Annotated in this window: 14 protein-coding genes; 8 read left to right on the forward strand and 6 right to left on the reverse strand. The window is 65.2% G+C overall.

Going from position 1 to position 18708, the window contains the following annotated elements:
• Nucleotides 1–6: 6 nt before the first annotated feature.
• Entirely contained in the window at nt 7–1242 is a 1236-nt protein-coding gene (locus ACWFUC_RS04640) for an SfnB family sulfur acquisition oxidoreductase (protein ID WP_489624234.1), read from the reverse strand.
• 266 nt (nt 1243–1508) lie between these two features.
• Here ACWFUC_RS04640 and ACWFUC_RS04645 point away from each other — a divergent pair, with 266 nt between their 5' ends.
• The 3 genes from ACWFUC_RS04645 to phaP all read left to right on the forward strand — a co-directional run bounded on the left by ACWFUC_RS04645 (nt 1509) and on the right by phaP (nt 3866).
• A complete protein-coding gene (locus tag ACWFUC_RS04645; protein ID WP_008333821.1) occupies nt 1509–1715 on the forward strand; it encodes a DUF3717 domain-containing protein in 207 nt (68 codons plus the stop codon).
• A 134-nt stretch (nt 1716–1849) separates the two neighbouring features.
• Nucleotides 1850–3058 carry a patatin-like phospholipase family protein gene (locus ACWFUC_RS04650; RefSeq protein WP_489624235.1) on the forward strand — a complete coding sequence of 403 codons (1209 nt, stop codon included), beginning with the start codon at nt 1850–1852 and terminating at the stop codon, nt 3056–3058.
• Nucleotides 3059–3296: 238 nt separating this feature from the next.
• A complete protein-coding gene (gene phaP, locus ACWFUC_RS04655) occupies nt 3297–3866 on the forward strand; it encodes a TIGR01841 family phasin (protein WP_006463404.1) in 570 nt (189 codons plus the stop codon).
• 76 nt (nt 3867–3942) lie between these two features.
• Here phaP and ACWFUC_RS04660 read toward each other — a convergent pair whose 3' ends face one another.
• The gene (locus ACWFUC_RS04660) at nt 3943–5550 is read right to left on the reverse strand and encodes an NAD(P)/FAD-dependent oxidoreductase (protein ID WP_121037466.1); all 1608 of its coding nucleotides are present in this window, start codon (nt 5548–5550) and stop codon (nt 3943–3945) included.
• Between the two features lie 244 nt (nt 5551–5794).
• Between ACWFUC_RS04660 and ACWFUC_RS04665 the strand changes: the two genes are divergently transcribed.
• Together ACWFUC_RS04665 and ACWFUC_RS04670 are read left to right on the forward strand one after the other, a co-directional pair.
• Complete coding sequence (locus ACWFUC_RS04665; protein WP_209585207.1) at nt 5795–6772, forward strand: GNAT family N-acetyltransferase; 978 nt, start codon at nt 5795–5797, stop codon at nt 6770–6772.
• Nucleotides 6773–6992: 220 nt separating this feature from the next.
• On the forward strand, nt 6993–7328 hold the full coding sequence (locus tag ACWFUC_RS04670) for a YXWGXW repeat-containing protein (protein WP_121037460.1): 336 nt from the start codon (nt 6993–6995) through the stop codon (nt 7326–7328).
• Here ACWFUC_RS04670 and mnmC1 read toward each other — a convergent pair.
• On the reverse strand, nt 7303–9180 hold the full coding sequence (gene mnmC1 / locus ACWFUC_RS04675; protein WP_489624236.1) for an FAD-dependent 5-carboxymethylaminomethyl-2-thiouridine(34) oxidoreductase MnmC1: 1878 nt from the start codon (nt 9178–9180) through the stop codon (nt 7303–7305). The genes ACWFUC_RS04670 and mnmC1 overlap by 26 nt on opposite strands.
• 137 nt (nt 9181–9317) lie before the next feature.
• Here mnmC1 and ACWFUC_RS04680 point away from each other — a divergent pair, with 137 nt between their 5' ends.
• Nucleotides 9318–10253, forward strand: a complete 936-nt coding sequence (locus ACWFUC_RS04680; protein ID WP_209585203.1) for an AEC family transporter — start codon at nt 9318–9320, stop codon at nt 10251–10253.
• 69 nt (nt 10254–10322) lie between these two features.
• On the opposite strand, the gene ACWFUC_RS04685 is transcribed toward ACWFUC_RS04680, so the two are convergent.
• The 3 genes from ACWFUC_RS04685 to ribA form a co-directional block, all read right to left on the reverse strand.
• Nucleotides 10323–13163, reverse strand: a complete 2841-nt coding sequence (locus ACWFUC_RS04685) for a bifunctional diguanylate cyclase/phosphodiesterase (protein WP_134137691.1) — start codon at nt 13161–13163, stop codon at nt 10323–10325.
• Between the two features lie 146 nt (nt 13164–13309).
• Nucleotides 13310–14476 (reverse strand): CobW family GTP-binding protein, encoded by a 1167-nt coding sequence (locus ACWFUC_RS04690; protein WP_039790314.1) that lies wholly within the window; start codon nt 14474–14476, stop codon nt 13310–13312.
• Nucleotides 14477–14698: 222 nt separating this feature from the next.
• Nucleotides 14699–15385: a GTP cyclohydrolase II gene (gene ribA / locus ACWFUC_RS04695; RefSeq protein ID WP_121037448.1), complete on the reverse strand. Its 687-nt coding sequence runs from the start codon at nt 15383–15385 to the stop codon at nt 14699–14701.
• 235 nt (nt 15386–15620) lie between these two features.
• On the opposite strand from ribA, the gene ACWFUC_RS04700 reads away from it, so the two are divergent.
• On the forward strand, nt 15621–17252 hold the full coding sequence (locus ACWFUC_RS04700) for a GMC family oxidoreductase (RefSeq protein ID WP_489624238.1): 1632 nt from the start codon (nt 15621–15623) through the stop codon (nt 17250–17252).
• Between the two features lie 33 nt (nt 17253–17285).
• Nucleotides 17286–18704: a coniferyl aldehyde dehydrogenase gene (locus tag ACWFUC_RS04705; RefSeq protein WP_489624239.1), complete on the forward strand. Its 1419-nt coding sequence runs from the start codon at nt 17286–17288 to the stop codon at nt 18702–18704.
• Nucleotides 18705–18708: the final 4 nt, after the last annotated feature.

Here is an 18708-nt window from a genome sequence, read left to right on the forward strand (position 1 = left end):
CGGGCATCAGCTCCAGGAGTGGCGCGGCGGCGGCGTGCCGTTCAGGGCGTAATTGCCGACCGCAAAATATTTCCAGCGCACCGGATCATGCAGCGTGTGCACGCGCGCATTGCGCCAGTGGCGGTCGAGGTTGTGGCTCGCCAGGGTCGCAGCCGAGCCGGAGAGTTCGAACAGTTTTTCCGAGGCCAGCAGGGCCACTTCGGTGGACAGCACCTTGGCCTCGGCCACGGCTACCGAGGCTTGCGCCATCTGCTCGAAGCTGATCTTGGCGGGCAGGCTGTCGAGCACGGCGGCCGCCTCTTCCAGCAGCGCTTCGGCCGCATGCAGGCGCAGGCTCAGGTTGCCGATGTCGCGCAGGATGTAGGGGTCGTCGCTGGCACGCTCCAGGCCGCTGTCCACATAGGGACGCGAACGGGTGGTGACGAAGGCGATGGTGTCCTGCACGGCCGCATGGGCGATGCCAGCATCGATGGCGGCCTGGATCAGCTGCGAGACCGGGCCGATGTTGTTGGGCTGCTGCAGCACGTCCTTCAGGGGCAGCACCTGCGACGCCGGCACGCGCACGTTGTCGAACACCACCGTACCGCTGGCCGTGGTGCGCTGGCCGAAGCTGGACCAGTCATCGATCACCCGCAGACCCGGCGCATCGTGGCGGCTGTAGACCACCAGCGGCTGGCCCTCATCATCGATGGCGCGGCTGGGAATCCAGTGCGCATAGAGCGCACCGGTGGAATAGAAACGCGTGCCATTGAGCAGGTAGCTACCATCACCTGCTGCGGTGTCGAGGGTCGCGCGGGTACGCACGTCGAGCACGTTCTTGCCGTTGCGCTCGGGACCGGCATTGCCCAGTCGCGCGCCTTCGAGCACCTCGTTGAAGAAGAAGCGCTGTTGCTCTTCGCTGGCGAGCTTGGCGATCAGGTTGAGATTGCCGAAATGATTTTGCGGAATCTGGCCGATGGAAGGGTCGGCCGCAGAGATCAACCGAAACACCTCGGCCACCGTCTGCCATGATGCGCCGATGCCGCCATGGGAGCGCGGCACGGTGATGGCCCACATGCCGCTGTGCGAAAAGCGTTCGATCTGGTCGAACGGCAGGATGCGCTCACGGTCGCGCTCGGCGGCGCTTTGCGCGAACTCGGCGGCCAGCTCGACGGCAACCTGCAGCGCCTGCGCTTCACTGGTTATGCGCTGGGCCTGGCGCAGGCCGGGACGGCGGACGGTTTCTAGGATGTGCGCGGACATGAACCACTCCTGAGGGATAGTGCGGGCAGCGCCGAATGGCGCGCGCGAGGGGTCTCATTAGAGCAAAGCGAGGGGGGAATCCGAACGAAGCATTGCGCATGTGCTTGCTTGTTTTTCGCATGCTGCAGAGAACGCGGATGCTTATGCGGAAATTGCATGGAGGCCCGGCAAGCCCGGCCATACTGTGTTTTCAACCAGTATCGGCGGCTGAAATGGAGTAGAATGCGCCGACGTTTTACCTTACGTCTTTATCAAGAAATACCGCCATGCTCACCCTCACCGAACTCGAAGATGCAATCAACTACTGGCGCCAACAGCGCCCGGCCAGCGGAGAGGAGTGCGCACTGTCCCCGGAAGTCAATGCCCTGGCGGGCCTCTACGCGATGATGATTTTCCATCGCCGCCATGAAGTGGACCTGGAGCAGATCGATGCCCAGGCGCGCCAGCTGATCGAGGCCTGGCTGGCCAGCTGAACCCCAGGTTTTTCGTACGTCCGCGTACAGTGACGGTCACTTCCGTGTAAGCGCGTTATCCTAGACTCCTGCTGTTGTTGCAGAACCTTCACGTTGTTGCCGGATCCACCCGGTATCCCCTGAAAGGAAGAACGATGCGCAAGGATCAGGATCAGTCGCCGCCCTCCCCCCGCCGCAAATCCGCCCCCGCCACCGTGGCTGCCAAGCCGCGCGTGGCGCTGGTGCTGCAGGGAGGCGGTGCGCTGGGTGCCTACCAGGCCGGGGTCTACCAGGCCCTGCACGAGAACGACCTGACCCCCGACTGGGTGGTCGGCACCTCCATCGGTGCCATCAACGCCGCCTTGATTGCGGGCAACCCGCGCGAGACCCGCATCGCCCGCCTGCGCGAATTCTGGGAGACGGTGGCGCATCCGGACGTGTTCGACCTGCGCCAGGTCCCGGACGCCTTGCGCCCCTGGGCCACGCGCCTGACCACGCTCGATACGTTTCTGCGCGGCACGGCCGGCTTCTTCCGGCCGCGTCCGCTGAACCCCTTTGCGCTGGGCCTGCCTGTGCCGCCCGACGAAGCCAGTTTCTACAGCACTGCCGAGCTGGGCGAGACGCTGTCGCGTCTGGTCGATTTCGATTACCTCAACAGTCCCTCCGGCATCCGCATGACGGTCGCGGCGGTCAAGGTCACCTGTGGCACGCTGGTCAATTTCGATTCGCGCCAGCGGCCGCTGGGACCGGAACATGTCATGGCCAGCGGCGCCCTGCCCCCGGGCTTTGCGCCGGTGCGCATCGACGGCGAGCTGTACTGGGATGGCGGGCTGTATTCCAATACGCCGCTGGAAGTCGTGCTCAACGATGAGCCGCGTACCAACCTGCTCTGCATGATGGTCGACCTGTGGCATGCCGACGGACCGGAGCCGCGTACCTTGGAAGAGGTGCAGACGCGCGAGAAGGATGTCACCTTCGCCTCCCGTTCCCAGCGCCACATCGATGCCTATCTGCAGCAATACAAGCTGCGCCGTGCGGCCCACGCGCTCTACAAGCGCCTGCCCCCCGACATGCTGACCCAGCAGGACCGCCAGATGATGGACGAGCTCGGAGCCGACAGCACCATCCACATCGTCCGCCTGGCCTACGCCGGGCGCGATTGGAACATGGCCTCCAAGGACGTCAACTTCGCCAAGGGCTCGGTGATGTGGCGCTGGGAGCAGGGCTACCAGGATGGCCTGCGTGCCATCGCGCTGGGCAAGGGCTGTCCGTTTTCCGAGAGCGATACCGGCATCGTGGTCCACGATCTCCCCAGCGGCGACACCCACGTCCGCCCGGAGAAAACGACCGAACGTTCGGCTTGATCGCCCGCAAAGCCGCTGCTGGTGCGGCGTAGCAAAATGTCCACGCGGCGGATTATTTTTTGTGCGCCGCACAAATAACTCTTGATTTCACCAAAGAAGTGCATACAATAAGAATTGTTGCGGCGCACAAATCATGATTGTTGATTGATTCTGGTCGAAAGCCGCGCTCGAACGCCGATTGTTTTGATCGTCACGCTCGTCGGCAAGCTCATTTGTTCATATCACCTAGGAGATGCACATGTTTTCGTACCAAGATCAGTTTTCCGCCGCCACCAAGGCCAACCTGCAAGCCCACCTGGACCTCATCAACAACCTGACCGCCAAGGCTTTCGAAGGCGTGGAAAAGATCGTTGAGCTGAACCTGTCGGCCACCAAGGCCACCCTGGAAGAAGCCACCGCTGCCGCCAAGCAGCTGGCCGCCGCCAAGGACCCGCAGGAACTGCTGTCGCTGGCCGCCGCCCAAGCCCAGCCGGGCGCTGAAAAGGCCACCGCCTACAGCCGTCACCTGGCCGGTATCGTGTCCTCGACCCAGGCTGAATTCACCAAGGCTGCCGAAGCCCAGATCTCCGAAACCAGCCGCAAGCTGTCGGCCCTGATCGACGAGATCAGCAAGAACGCGCCCCCGGGTTCGGAGCAAGCCGTCTCCATCCTGAAGGCCACCCTCACCAACGCCAACGCTGCCTACGAGCAACTGTCCAAGAACTCCAAGCAAGCTGTGGAAACGCTGGAAGCCAACCTGGCCAACGCGACCAAACAGTTCACCGCTGCTGCTGAAAAGACCGTCGCTTCGGCCCGCGCCAAGAAGTAATCTTCACTTCAGGCCGTAAAAACAAAACGCCGCCCCGGGTCACCGGAGCGGCGTTTTGCTTTGGGCGGTCCTGGGATCAGCCCTGTCCCACCATGTCCAGCGCCAGCGCCTCGGCCACGCGGATGCCGTCGATGGCCGCCGACATGATGCCGCCGGCATAACCGGCACCTTCACCGGCCGGGTACAGGCCCTTGGTGTTGAGGCTCTGCAGGGTGTGGTCGTCACGCTTGATGCGGATGGGCGAGGAGGTCCGCGTCTCGATGCCGGTCAGCACGGCGTCATGCATGGAGTAGCCACGGATCTGCTTTTCGAAAGCCGGCAGCGCCTCGCGGATGGCATCGATAGCGTACTTGGGCAGCGACGGGTTGAGGTCGCCCAGGGTCACGCCCGGCTTGTACGATGGCTCCACGCTGCCCAGCTGGGTCGAGGGACGATTGGCGATGAAGTCGCCCACCAGCTGCCCCGGTGCATTGTAGTTGCCGCCGCCCAGTTCGTAAGCGCGGCTTTCCCACTCGCGCTGGAAGGCGATGCCGGCCAGCGGATGGCCCGGATAGTCGGCCGGCGAGATGCCCACCACGATGCCGCTGTTGGCATTGCGCTCATTGCGCGAATACTGGCTCATGCCGTTGGTGACCACGCGGCCCGGCTCGGAGGTCGCCGCCACCACCGTGCCGCCCGGGCACATGCAGAAGCTGTAGACCGACCGGCCGTTGGAGGCGTGGTGCACCAGCTTGTAGTCGGCCGCGCCCAGGATGGGATGGCCGGCACCGGGACCGAAGCGGCACTTGTCGATCAGCGACTGCGGGTGCTCGGCGCGGAAGCCGATCGAGAACGGCTTGGCCTCGATGTAGACACCGCGCTCGTAGAGCATCTCGAAGGTATCGCGGGCGCTGTGGCCGATGGCCAGCACCACATGGTCGGCTTCGATCTGTTCGCCGGTGTTCAACGTCAGGCCACGGATCTGGCCGTCTTCGATCAGCACATCCTCGACGCGCTGTTCGAAGCGGAATTCGCCGCCCAGCTTCTCGATCTTCTCGCGCATGAGCTGGATCATCTTGACCAGGCGGAAGGTGCCGATGTGGGGCTTGCTGACGTACATGATTTCGGGCGGCGCATCGGCGGCCACGAATTCAGCCAGCACCTTGCGGCCATAGTGCTTGGGATCCTTGACCTGGCTGTAGAGCTTGCCGTCGGAGAAGGTCCCGGCCCCACCCTCACCGAACTGCACGTTCGATTCCGGTTTCAGTTCGCGCTGGCGCCACAGGCCCCAGGTGTCCTTGGTGCGCTCGCGCACGGTCTTGCCGCGTTCCAGGATGATGGGATTGAAACCCATCTCGGCCAGGATCAGTGCCGCAAAGAGGCCGCAGGGACCGAAGCCGATCACCACCGGACGCTTCTTGATGCTCGCCGGGGCGCGCGTGACGTAGTGATAGGAGGTATCGGGCGTGGGGCCGACATTGGTGGTCTTCGCATGGCGTGCCAGGACCGCCGCCTCGTCCTTCACCTCGACGTCGATGGTGTAGTTCAGGGTGATGGCCGTCTTCTTGCGGGCATCGTAGCTGCGGCGAAACAGCGTGAAGGACAGCAGGTCGCCGGCCGGGATGCCCAGGCGGTCGAGGATGGCGGCGTTCAGTTCGTCTTCCGTATGGCTCAACGGAAGGGTCAGTTCAGAGATGCGCAACATGTGCGGGGACTTTCAACAAGACTGGGGATGCAGGAGGTGGCGCAGGCCACGATGGCCGGTGTGCTCACGGCGGAAGGCTGCGCGAAAGGCGACATTTTACTCCAGCCCGGCAGGCGCTCCCAGCCCGGCCCCGCCAGTTGCGCAGGTGCGACAGCCAACATGGCCCGGGCTGCCAAACAAGTTGCATAACGCAAGCATCTGGCGCAGCATTGATTGCACTTCGCAACCATTACCGGATCTTGCCATGGACTATGACGGCCTGCAGTCTCCCCCGCGCGACCAGACCATCCGCCAGTTGCGCGAGCTCTCGCGCAAGCTGGTGCGGGAACTGGGCTTCATGCGCAGCACCCTGGCCGGCAGCGACCTGGCGCCCTCGGCGGTGCACGCGCTCATCGAGATCGGACTCAAACCCGGCCTGCAGGCGCGCGAGCTGGGCGAGCTGCTGTACCTGGACAAATCCAACACCAGCCGCCAGCTGGCCAAGCTGGAGGCACTGGGGCTGGTACGGCGCAGCCCGGTGCCGGGCGACGGGCGGGCCTACAGTCTGGCGCTGACCGAAGAGGGGCAGGCGCTGCGCAAGAAGATCGACAAGTTCGCCACCGACCAGGTCTCCGGGGCCCTGCGGCGCATCCTGCCGGAAGACCAGCAGGGCCTGGTGCGGGCGCTGGCGCTGTATTCCGAGGCCCTGTCGCGCGACAACCCCAATGCAGCAGCTCGCCCGGCCAAAGGCGCGGCATCGGAATTGAGCACCGGCTACCAGCCCGGCTGCATCGGCGATATCGCCAGCCTGCATGCGCGCTACTACGCCGCGGCGGCCGGCTTCGGGGTGTTCTTCGAGCACAAGGTGGCCAGCGAACTGGGCAGCTTTGCGCAAACCCTGCCCCAGGCCGGCAAGCAACTCTGGACCCACGTCGAACACGGGCGCTGCCTGGCCTCCATCGTGATCGATGGCGATCTGCAGCATCGGCAAGCGCACCTGCGCTGGTTCATCGTCGACGACAGCCTGCGCGGCAGCGGCGTGGGACGGCGCTTGCTGGAACAGGCCATGGCCTTTGTCGATGCCCATCGCCTGGCCTGCTATTTGTGGACCTTCCAGGGACTGGATGCGGCACGCCACCTGTATCTGTCGGCCGGCTTCGAACTGGTGGAGGAATCGCCGGGTGAGCAATGGGGAAGCCGCGTGGTGGAGCAACGCTACGAGCGCCCGGCGCGCAGGAAATGAGCGGTGCAGGGTGCGCGGCATGTATCGGTATGCCGCGATTTGTTACCGGATTCCCCCGCGCTGCGCTGCCTTCGGGCTGCAATACGGCAGCGCTGACAGGCACGGACACAACTGGAAACACAACATTACAGTCTTAAAGAAGCCCGGCTCCTACAGTGGTTTTCACAGCGCGGCCCCGCTTGCGCTGCATCCACGCACCACCACCTTGCAGGAGTCCAACATGAAAACCAAGATCACTCGCCTCGCCTTCGTCCTTCTCACGACCCTGTCTGCGCTCGCTGCCACCGCAGCCCTGGCGCCTGCCGCGCAAGCGCAGGTAGTCGGCGTCGATGTGCGCATCGGCACGCCACCGCCCGCCCCGCGTTATGAAGTGGTGCCCGCCCCGCGCCACGGCTATGCCTGGGCACCCGGCTACTGGGCCTGGAACGGCCATCGCCACATCTGGATCGGCGGCCACTGGGAACGCGTGCGCCGCGACTACGCCCGCTATGAGCCGGCCCACTGGCAACCGGGTCCGGGTGGCTGGGTATTCATTCCGGGTCACTGGGTGCGTTGAGGCCGATCGCTGAATCCGCGCCGAAACGGGCCGGATCCAGCGCCGCCACCAATTCGCGCGGCAGCGGCAAGGGCTCGCGCTCGATCATCGCGGCCAGCAACTCGGCCATCAGCGGTGCCCAGATCAGGCCGCGCGAGGCATAGCCCAACAGGCCATAGATCCCCGCCTCACCCGGCAAAGCACCGACCAGCGGCAAGCGGTCCGGCGCAATGCAACGCTGGCCGACCCGCCCAGGAAGCTCCGCATCCGCCTGCGGCAGCGACATGTGTGCCGCGATCTGCGGCAGCATGTGCTGCAGGCGGGCCAGGTTCTCGGCATGGCTGTCGGCACGCAGGGCAGGATCGTCGAAGCGATCATAGCTGGCCCCCATGCACACCTGCCCGGCATAGGGGCGCGTGAGGTAACCGTCACCACACAGCGCATGCGGCAAACCGGGGAAGCCTGTTGCCGGCAGGTGCGTGACCTGGCCGCGTACTGCATTGAGCGGCAAACCCGCCGCCTGCTCCAGCACGCGCGCCTGCGCGCCCGCAGCGAGGATCACCACCGGCGCTTGCGCGATCAGCAGGCCAGCGGCATCGAGCGCCTGCCATTGATCATCCACGCGTACCAGGCGGGCGACGGCGCGATTGAAATGCGTGCGCACCTCGCCTTGCGACTGCGCCACCGCCAGCATGCGGCGGCACACCGAGGGCGGATTGAGCCAGCCCGCTTCCGGGAAGAAATAGCCGCCACCCATGGTCGGCATGCCCAGTGCGCTTGCCGTCTCACCGGCGGACATCCAGCGCGCATAACGCGGCGGATACTGCCACTCCTGCGCGCCCTGCTCGAAGGAGATCGCCTGCTTGGCATCGCGGCCGAATTGCAGGATGCCGCAGCGCTCGCCACGAATGGCAGCGTGATCGTCCAGACCGACCCCGCCCAGATCATCGAGACGCTGCGAGGCAAACAGAAAAGCCGCCCGCGTGAGCCGCGCCAGCGGGCTATCATCGCGAGCCAGCGCGGGCATGAAGAGACCACCGTGATTGCCTGAAGCGCGGGTGGCCACCTCCGGGCCCGCATCGATGAGATCGACGCACCAGCCGCGTGCCGTGAGCCGCTCGGCCGCAGCGGTTCCGGCCAGCCCGGCGCCGATCACCAGCGCTTGCCGCGCATGCGGCAGATCGCGCCGCAAGGGCGTATCGGACGCCGCCACGTGCGTGGCCGGACGCGCCCAGGCCGGTGCATAACGCAAGGCCAGCGCGCCGTCACGCGCTTGTCCATGGAAACCGACCTGGCGCATCGCCGCCATCAGCGCCACATCGGCCGCCGCACCGAACACCAGCGCCCGCGCCCCGGTCCAGGCCAACCGCGCCAGGCGCTTGCAGGCATGCGCATGCCAGGATGGCGCGGCAGGATCGAAGCGGGTCGGGTCGGCATGCAGGTAGAACAGGTCCACCGGCGCGTCCAGTCGGGCCAGCTCTTCTTCCACCGCGCCCCAGATCAGGGTCAGTGTGACGCGGCCTTCATCGAGCAAGAGGCGGTGCGTGCCCGGCAAGGGCAACGGCCATGCAGCGCGCAAGGCCTGTGCATAAGTCAAATCTTCATGGAGGACATCGGCGGTCGGCGGATGCGGCAGGATCGCAATGTAGTGCAAATGTGCGGCGCCCTCCCCTTGCGCGCGCTGGCGGGCGAAGGCATGCCAGGTGGCGAAGAAGGACTGACCCAGCCCGAAATGCAGGTCCAGCACGGTGGCGCTGCGCTGTTCGCGCAGGCAGTCCGGAACGCCCTGCAGTGCGGAGGAAATCGTGCCGGCCTCGGCACGCCAGGCGGCCAGCAATTCAGGGGAGGCAAGTTGAAGAGGACGCGCAGGCATCGTGAAAAGCCCTGTGGATAAATCAGACAAGGCCGCCATTCTACGCCGCCCACCCCGTGCGGCATTGCGCCTTGACAAAGCAGGAGCGGCTCCGTAGGGTCTGTTCCCACCTCCGACGCCGGTCAACCCGCCACGCCATGCTCGCCATCTTCAACATCGTCTTCCCGATTTTTTCGTTGATCTTCCTGGGCTGGATGTGCCGCAAGCGCCGCATCCTCTCGGCAGGCGCGGCCAGCGAGCTGAACCGTTTCGTGATCTGGCTGGCGCTGCCGGCGCTGCTGTTCGATTCCATGTCGCGCCTCAAACCCGCGGACTTCGCCAACCTGCGCTTCATCGCCGTCTTCGCCATCGGCGTGGCGGTGGTGTTCCTGATCACCGCCGCGCTGCGCCTGCGTCAGAAAGCGGCCGCACCCGACGTCATCATCGACAGTCTCGGCAGCTCCTATGCCAATACCGGCTTCATCGGCATTCCGCTGTGCTACCTGGCCTTCGGCAGCGACGGCCTGCCGCCCTCGGTGATCGCCATGGTGATGACGGCCTGCCTGCTCTTTGCGGTGGCCATCGTGCTGCTGGAAACCTGCCTGCATGCCCAGGCGGCCTTCGGCCAGACCGTCGCCAAGGTGGGCCGCTCGCTGCTGCGCAATCCCATCATGATCGCGCCGGTGGCCGGCATCATCGTGGCCTTGAGCGGCGTGGCCATTCCCCCTGGCGTACAGCAGCTCTTCAAGATTCTGGGCGGTGCGGCCGGTCCTTGCGCGCTGGTCTCGCTGGGGCTGTTCCTGGCCCAGCCGGTGCGCACGGCCGGAGGCTCGCCGGTGTGGCTGCTGGTGGCCTTCAAACTGCTGCTGCAGCCGGCCGTGACCGCCGTGCTGGCCTACTGGATTCTGCCCATGCCGCGCCTGTGGGCCGACAGCGCGGTACTGCTGGCGGCGCTGCCCATCGGTACCGGCCCCTTCATGCTGGCCGAGCTGTATCAACGCGAAGTCACTGCCATGTCGCGCGCCATCCTGTACTCCACCACCCTCTCGCTGCCCACCATCGCGCTCATCCTGGCCTGGATTGCGCATCATTGAGCCCAATATGAAAAAGGCCGCAGCGGCATTGCCGTGCGGCCTGATTCCAGAACAGCGCGTGAAGAAAAATTACAAAATCACCCGCTCTTCGCGCAGGATCTGCTCGAACTTCTCGGCCGCCACCGGCGGGCTGAACAGGTAACCCTGGATCTCGTCGCAGCCATAGTGGCGCAGGTAGTCCAGCTGCTCATCGGTCTCCACGCCTTCCGCAATCACGCGCAGTTTCAAGTGGCGCGCCAGCGAGATGATGGAGGCGGTGATGGCCGCATCATCGGCATCGATGGTGATGTCACGCACGAAGGAACGGTCGATCTTGAGCACGTCGATCGGGAAGCGCTTCAGGTAGGCCAGCGACGAATAACCGGTACCGAAGTCGTCGATGGAAAGACGGATGCCCAGCTTCTTCAAGCCCGCCAGGATGCCGATGGCGTGCTCGACGTCGGTCATCATGAGGCTCTCGGTGAGTTCGATTTCCAGCGAGGCCGGCGGCAGGCCGGTGTCTTGCAGCACATCGGCAATCGAGGAGACCAGATCCTTCTGCAGGAACTGGCCCACCGAGAGGTTGACCGACACGCTGATGTCCTCATGCCCGGCCAGTTGCCACTGGCGGCACTGCGTGCAGGCGGTGCGCAGGACCCAGGCACCGATGGGCAGGATCAGGCCGGTCTCTTCGGCCAGGCCGATGAAGCGCGCCGGCGAGACCATGCCCAGTTGCGGATGCAGCCAGCGGATCAGCGCCTCGCTGCCCACCACGCGGCCCGAGGCCAGGTCCACCTTGGGCTGGTAGTGCAGCAGGAATTCGCCGTGATCCAGCGCATTGCGCAGGTCGCCTTCGATGCGCAGGCGTTCCAGCGCCTGCTCGTTCATGGCTGGGGTGTAGAACTGGAAATTGTTGCGGCCGGTCTGCTTGCCGCGATACATGGCGATGTCGGCATGCTTGATCAGCGTCTCGCCATCGGTACCATCGTTGGGGTAGCAGGCCACGCCGATGCTGCAGGTCATGAACAGCGTATGGCCGCCCAGCGTCACGGGGGCCGCCACCGCATCCATGATGCGTTGCAGGCTGCGGGTATCGAGCGAGAGTTCGTCCTGCTCCGGCAGGATCATGATGAATTCGTCGCCACCCAGGCGTGCCACCGTATCGGCTTCGCGCACGGCCGCACGCAGGCGACCGGCCACCGTGCGCAGCAGGGTATCGCCGGCCTTGTGCCCGAGGGTGTCGTTGACGAACTTGAAGCGGTCCAGGTCTACGAACACCACCCACAAGGCCTGCTTCTGCCGCTCGGCCGTGCCGATGGCCTGCTCCAGATGATGGCGCAGCATGTGGCGGTTGATCAGGCCGGTGAGCGTGTCGCGGCTGGCCTGGAATTCCAGTTCGGCTTCATAGCGCTTCATCGAGGTGATGTCGTAGAGCGCCGCCACGAAATGCGTCACCACGCTACTCTCGTCGCGCACCGGGGCGATGTAGAAATCGTTCCACAGCTCCGAGCCATCCTTGTGATAGTTGCGCAGTACAACATTGTGTTCGCGCTGTTCGCGCATGGCGATCCACACAGTCTCGAAACCTTCAGGATCGCTGTCGCGGCCTTCCAGGAAACGAATGCTCTTGCCCACCGCTTCGCCGCTGCTGTAGCCGGTGATGCGGGCGAAGGCCGGATTGACGTATTCGATGGCGTAGTCCGGCTCCTGCGCCGAGAGGATCAGGATGGCATTGGCGCTGGCCTCGATGGCCTGATGGCGCAGGCGCAGCGCACGTTCGGCCAGGCGGCGCGCCTTGATGTCATCCGACAGCAGGGCATTGGTGGTACGCAGCTCCGCGGTCTTGTCTTCCACCAGTTGCTGCACGCGGTGCGAACGCATCGACAGCGCCCGCATGTAGGCCGCGCCCAGCAACGAAGCGATCACGCCGACCAGGCCGATGAGCAGCGAACCGTAGTGGTCCGAGAAGACCGACCGTGGCGGGATGCTGATCTCCATGTGCCAGGTCTGGCCGGCGATGTCGAAGCTGGTGATGGTGGTGGAGGGATGGCGGAAGAAGCTGCCCGGCTTGATGACCTGGTCCATCCACTGCATGGCGCGGGGCTGGCTGTCGTGGCGGTAGACCAGGTTGGCCGGATCGGCCTGGGGTCCGACGTAGAGGCGCAGGCCGATCTCATGGTCGGACATCAGCCCGGCACCGTCGAGGATCTTCTGCACCAGGCCGTTGAGTTCCAGTACGGCGGTGGTATCGCCGACCAGCAGTGCGCGCCGGGCCGCCGTGTCGGTCGGCTGTACGCCACCACGATAGACCGGCTGGATCACCAGCAGGCCGCGCTCATCCGGGCCGGTCTGGGCCAGCCGGATCGGCGGCGTTGAAGAAGGATTCCCGCTGACCACGGCGGCGTCGAGCGCGCCCATGATGGCGGGATTGCGCGAGACATCCAGCCCGAGCGCCGCTTCATTGCCGGCCACCGGTTCCACGTAATCGACCACCAGATAGGTCGGCTGCTGCGAGGCGCGCACGGTGCGGTCGCCATCGAGCGCGGTGATTTCAAAGCCCGGCTTGGCCCCCTGGCGCAGAGCTTCGAAGACCAGGCGGTCTTCGTCGGCCACGAAGCGCTGCACGCTGAAGGCGCGCACATAGGGATAGCGTTCCAGCAGCGGCCGCGTGAAGCTCTCGAACTGTTCGCGCGTGGGATCGCCCACGGTGGCATAGAAATGGTTCACCACCGACTGTACCTGCACCGCCTCTTCCAGACCGCGCTGTATGGTGAAGGCGCGCAGGCCCGCCCGACGCTCGAAGTCGAGCTGGACGGCATCCTCTTCCAGATGGCTGGTCGCGACGAACACCGTCGCAGTGGCACACAAACCCAGCATCAGCGTGAGCGATGCCGACAACGTTGCCCCCAGCTTGTTGATCACACGCTGCATAAACGAATCGTTATATCCCTTAGGAGAGCCCGATCATAATCCGGGACTCCCCTTGTTATCGGTCAAAGCGCATTTATTTTTAACCGGACCAGCCTGCTCGCATGTTTCCACATGGGAACGAACGCATTTGTTCAGCGTGACCGGGCTCAATAAACCGATGGTGACTGGCGCTGCTCGCGTGCTTCGCGCTCAATCGCTTGGGCCTGCATGAAGGCATCGAAGGAACGCTCGATGGTCGCGCGCTCGACATCGCGGGTGATGAAGACGATGCGGCTGCGGCGGTCTTCCGAGGGCCACTCCGGCAGCGTGGCCGTGGGGTGGAAGATGTGCTGCACGCCGTGGATGACGGTCGGCTTGTCCTCGCCCTTGAGATTGAGGATGCCCTTGATGCGCAGGATGTTGGGGCCCTTGAAGCCGACCAGCAAACTCAGCCACTCATCGAAGAGCACCGGATCGATGGGTTCGTCGAAGGTAAAGCAGAAGGCGCGGATGTGGTCATCGTGACGATTGACGTCATGGGCGTGATCGTCATGGTGGTGCCCATGATGATCGTGGTGTCCGTGCTCGTGGCCATGGCCGTGGTGATGGTGCGCATGATGGGCGTGCGCCTCTTTCTCGGCGAAGGCTTCCTCGTTGAGCCAGCGCGCGACGTCAGGCATCTTCTCGCCAGGCTTGAAGAGGCCCGCGTCGAGCAGCTCGGCAGCAGCGATCTGGCCGACCTGCGGCTGCAGCTGGCGCGCGCCGGGATTGAGCGTGCGCAGGCGCGCCTGCAGGGCCGACAGCGTATCGGCATCCACCAGGTCGGTCTTGGTCAGCAACAGGCGGTCGGCGACGGCGGCCTGCTGGATCGCTTCCGGGTGATGGTCCAGGGTCGACATGCCATTGACGGCATCCACCGTGACGATCACGCCATCGAGGCGATAGCGCTCCGAGATGAAGGCATCGGTCATCAGCGTATGCAGGATGGGCGTGGGCGAGGCCAGGCCGGTGGTCTCGATGACGACACGGTCGAACTTGCGCTGGCCGCCTTCGGCGAAGCGCCAGGTGATGTCCTTCAAGGTCTTCTTGAGGTCGCCACGGATGGTGCAGCACAGGCAGCCGCTGCTCATCTCGACGATGGTCTCTTCCTGGCTGTGGGCCACCAGCAGGTGATCCAGGCCGATCTCGCCGAACTCGTTGATGATGACCAGGGTGTTCTTCATCTCCGGCTGGGTGATGAGATGGTTCAGCAGCGTGGTCTTGCCGCTGCCCAGAAAACCGGTCAGCAGGGAAACGGGGATCGGCGCGCTGCCGGCAGGGACGGATGGATTCATGGTGTCAGGACGGGGGAGTAAGGACGATGCAGCCGTCATGCTACCTGATGCGTCAAGCGGACTGCCTCCGCGAGACAAAAAAAAGACGGACCGCATGGGGTCCGTCCTGGCGGCAAGCCGCGCCCGGCGGGGGCCGGTGTCTTTACCTGGTTTTACCGCAGGGCAGGAATTCACGCTCTGAATGGCCGCCCGCGCTGCATTCACCCGCGTGATGGATGCGCATCACTCGTTGTCGTGCGCATCCAGCGGCACTTTTTCCGTCTTCTCTTCGGCCTTGGCCAGTCCCGGCAGCAGGTGGCCCAGCTTGCGCGCCTTGGTGCCCAGGTAGCCGATGTTGAAAGGATTGTGGTTGGCGATCAGGGCGATGCGCTCGGCCACGGTGATGCCGCTGTCTTCCAGCGCCTTGACCTTGCGCGGGTTGTTGGTCATCAGGCGCAGGCTGGTGATCTTCAGGTGCGCCAGCATGGGCAGCACGATGGTGTAGCGGCGCATGTCGGCGGGGAAGCCCAGGCGCTCGTTGGCTTCGACCGTATCGGCGCCCTGGTCCTGCAGGTGATAGGCGCGGATCTTGTTCAACAGGCCGATGCCGCGGCCTTCCTGGCGCAGGTAGAACAGCACGCCACGGCCTTCCTTGGCGATCTTCTTCAGGGCCGCTTCCAGCTGGGCACCGCAGTCGCAGCGCTGGGAGAACAACGCGTCGCCGGTCAGACACTCGGAGTGCACGCGGCCCAGCACCGGCTCGCCGTTGCCGACATCGCCCAGAGTCAGGGCCAGGTGTTCCTTGCCGGAAACTTCATCGTAGAAGGCGTGCAGTTCGAAGGTCGCCCAGGGCATGGGCAACTTGCACGAACTGACGAAAACCAGTTTTTCTTCCGGCGCGGCAGCGGCCGGTGCGATCGGTGAGGACATGACAACCTGCTTTCGAATCGAATGCTCAGAACCGCGTATCTTACCTTGCGCCCGGGTTTATTTCAGCGCGCGGGCCGCTCCGGTGAAGGCAATTGTCCAATTCGTGCAGGGAATTTGAACAGGCCGGGCCGGCCGCGTCATAATGCCAGCCAGTCCGGGACACACCGGACACGGTGCCAGCCCCAAGGGCGGCATCCCCTTGAAAGCCGGTCAACGATAACAAAGGGAGACAACCGTGCTGTTCGATTACGTCATCGCCGGTGGCGGCTCGGCGGGTGCCACGCTGGCCGCCCGCCTGTCGGAAGATCCACGCGTCACGGTCTGCCTGCTGGAAGCCGGCGGCCAGGGCGACAGCCTTCTGGTGCGCACCCCGGCCGCCGTGGTGGCCATGCTGCCCGGCTACGGCAAGCTCAACAACTGGGCGCTGCAGACCACTCCCCAGGCGGGCCTGAACGGCCGCCGTGGCTACCAGCCGCGCGGCCGCGCCCTGGGCGGCTCTTCGGCCATCAACGCCATGCTCTACATCCGTGGCCAGCGCCAGGACTACGATGGCTGGGCCCAGGCTGGCTGCCCTGGCTGGGATTGGGAGTCGGTGCTGCCCTACTTCAAGCGCTCCGAGAACAACGTGCGCGGGGCCGATGCCTGGCACGGGGCCAGCGGCCCGCTGCAGGTTTCGGAACAGAATCGCCCGCGCCCGATCACGCGTGCCTTCATCGAGGCGGCGCAAGCACGCGGCTATCCGCTGTGCCAGGACTTCAATACCGGCGACAACGAAGGCGTGGGCCTGTACCAGGTCACGCAATTCCACACGTCCGATCATCGCGGCGAGCGCTGCTCGGCGGCGGCGGCCTACCTGCATCCGGTGATGGGGCAGCGGCCCAACCTGACCGTGCTGCGCCAGGTGCGCGCACAACGTGTCTTGTTCGAGGGCAAGCGTGCCGTGGGCGTGGCCTATCGCCAGCAGCAGCAAGAAGCGCAGGTGCGCGCCACGCGTGAAGTCATCATCGCCGCCGGGGCCTTTGGCTCGCCGCAATTGCTGCAACTGTCGGGGGTGGGCCGGCCCGAGGACATCCTGCCGCATGGCATCGCCCTGCATCACGCCCTGCCCGGCGTGGGCCAGAACCTGCAGGATCACCTCGATTTCACGCAAGGATGGACCACCCGCGACACCGACAACTTTGGCCTCGGCGTGGTCGGCGGCCTGCGCCTGCTGGGCCAGCTGCTGCCCTGGAAGCGGCATGGGGAGGGCCTCATCGCCACACCCTTTGCGGAAGGCGCAGCCTTCCTCAAGACCCGGCCGGAACTGGAGCGGCCGGATATCCAGCTGCATTTCTGCATCGCCATCGTGGATGACCATGCAAGAAAGCTGCATGCCGGTTATGGCTTCTCCCTGCACATGTGCATGCTGCGCCCGCATTCGCGCGGGCGCGTGGGGCTGCAATCGGCCGATCCCATGGCCGATCCGCTGATCGATGCGGGCTATCTCTCCGACCCGCGCGACCTGGCCACCATGATCGCGGGGGCCCGCATCGCGCGCCAGATCGTCATGACCGAACCGCTGCGCCGCTATTGCCGGCGCGAACTGTTCGGTGGCCGCGAGGACATGGATGACGCAGCGTGGGAAGCCATGATCCGCCAGCGTGCCGATACCATCTACCATCCGGTGGGCACTTGCCGCATGGGCGAGGATCAGATGGCGGTGGTCGATGCGCAATTGCGCGTGCATGGAGTGCAGGGCCTGCGCGTGGTGGATGCTTCGGTGATGCCCACGCTGGTCAGCGGCAACACCAATGCGCCCACCATCATGATTGCCGAGAAGGCGGCCGACATGATCCGCGCCAGCCAGGCCCATGCCGAGACGGCCTGACACTGTTCGATGACACCATGCAAGGATGCATCAATGACTGATACCACCGCTGCAGAATTGCAGCAGCTTTTCATCGCGCAGCAACAGGCGTTTGCTGCCGACAGTGATCCCTCGCACGCAGTGCGCATGGACCGGCTGGCGCGCCTGCAGACCCTCATGGGCGAGCACGAAGCAGCCCTCATCGCCGCCATCGACGCCGACTTCGGGGGCCGCTCGCACCATGAGACACGGATGGCCGAACTGTTCGTTCTGCGCGCCGGAATCCGCCATGCGCAGTCGCACCTGAAACGCTGGATGCGTCCGCAACGCGTGGCCACCGCCCTGCACTTCCTGCCCGGCAGCAATCGCCTGCTGGCGCAGCCGCTGGGCGTGGTGGGCATCATCTCGCCATGGAATTACCCGCTGCAACTGGCGCTGGGCCCGGCGCTGGCGGCCCTGGCGGCGGGCAACCGCGTGCTGCTCAAACCCTCGGAACTCACGCCCCGGCTCTCGGCCCTGCTGGCCGAGCTGGTCGCGCGTTACTACGCCCCGGAGGAAATGGCCGTGGTCACCGGGGACGCCAGCATCGGACAGGCGTTTGCATCGCTGCCGTTCGATCACCTGTTCTTTACCGGATCGACCCAGGTCGGGCGCCAGATCGCGCAACTGGCGGCGGCCAACCTGACTCCGGTGACGCTGGAACTGGGCGGCAAATCGCCGGCCATTCTCGATGCCTCGTGCCGCTTGCCGGCCAGCCTGCAGCGCATCGCCTTCGGCAAGCTGCTCAATGCCGGGCAGACCTGCGTGGCGCCGGATTACCTGCTGGTGCCGCGTGGCCAGGCGGCCAGTGTGGCGCAGCAACTGGCCGAAGCGATGGGTCGGCTGTATCCGCGCCTGCACGACAATGCGGACTACACCGCCATCATCAGCCCGCGCCATCGGGCGCGATTGCAGGCGCTGGTGGAAGAGGCGCGTGCGGCGGGTGCGCAAGTGATCGAGGTGAACCCGGCCGGTGAAGACCTGGGCCGGAGCCGCAAGCTGGCGCCCACGCTGATCCTGGGCGCGACTGCGTCGATGCGGGTGCTGCAGGAAGAGATCTTCGGGCCGGTGCTACCCATCCTCGAATACGAAACACCCGAGCAAGCCATCGCCCATGTGCGGCAAGGTCCGCGCCCGCTGGCGCTGTACTGGTTCGGCGAGGATGCGGCACGGCGCGAACAGGTGCTGCGGCAGACCCATGCGGGCGGCGTGACCATCAATGATTGCCTGTGGCACCTGGTGCAGGAGGAGCAGCCCTTTGGCGGCGTCGGCGAAAGCGGCATGGGCGCGTATCACGGGCGCTGGGGTTTCGATACCTTCAGCAAGCGCAAGCCGGTGTTCCGGCAGGCGCGTTGGAACGGCGGGTCGCTCTTGCATCCGCCTTATGGAAACAAATTTGAATGGGTGATGGAGCTGATCAGGCGATTGAGCTGACGCG

The sequence above is a fragment of the Herbaspirillum sp. Her4 genome (assembly GCF_057961335.1).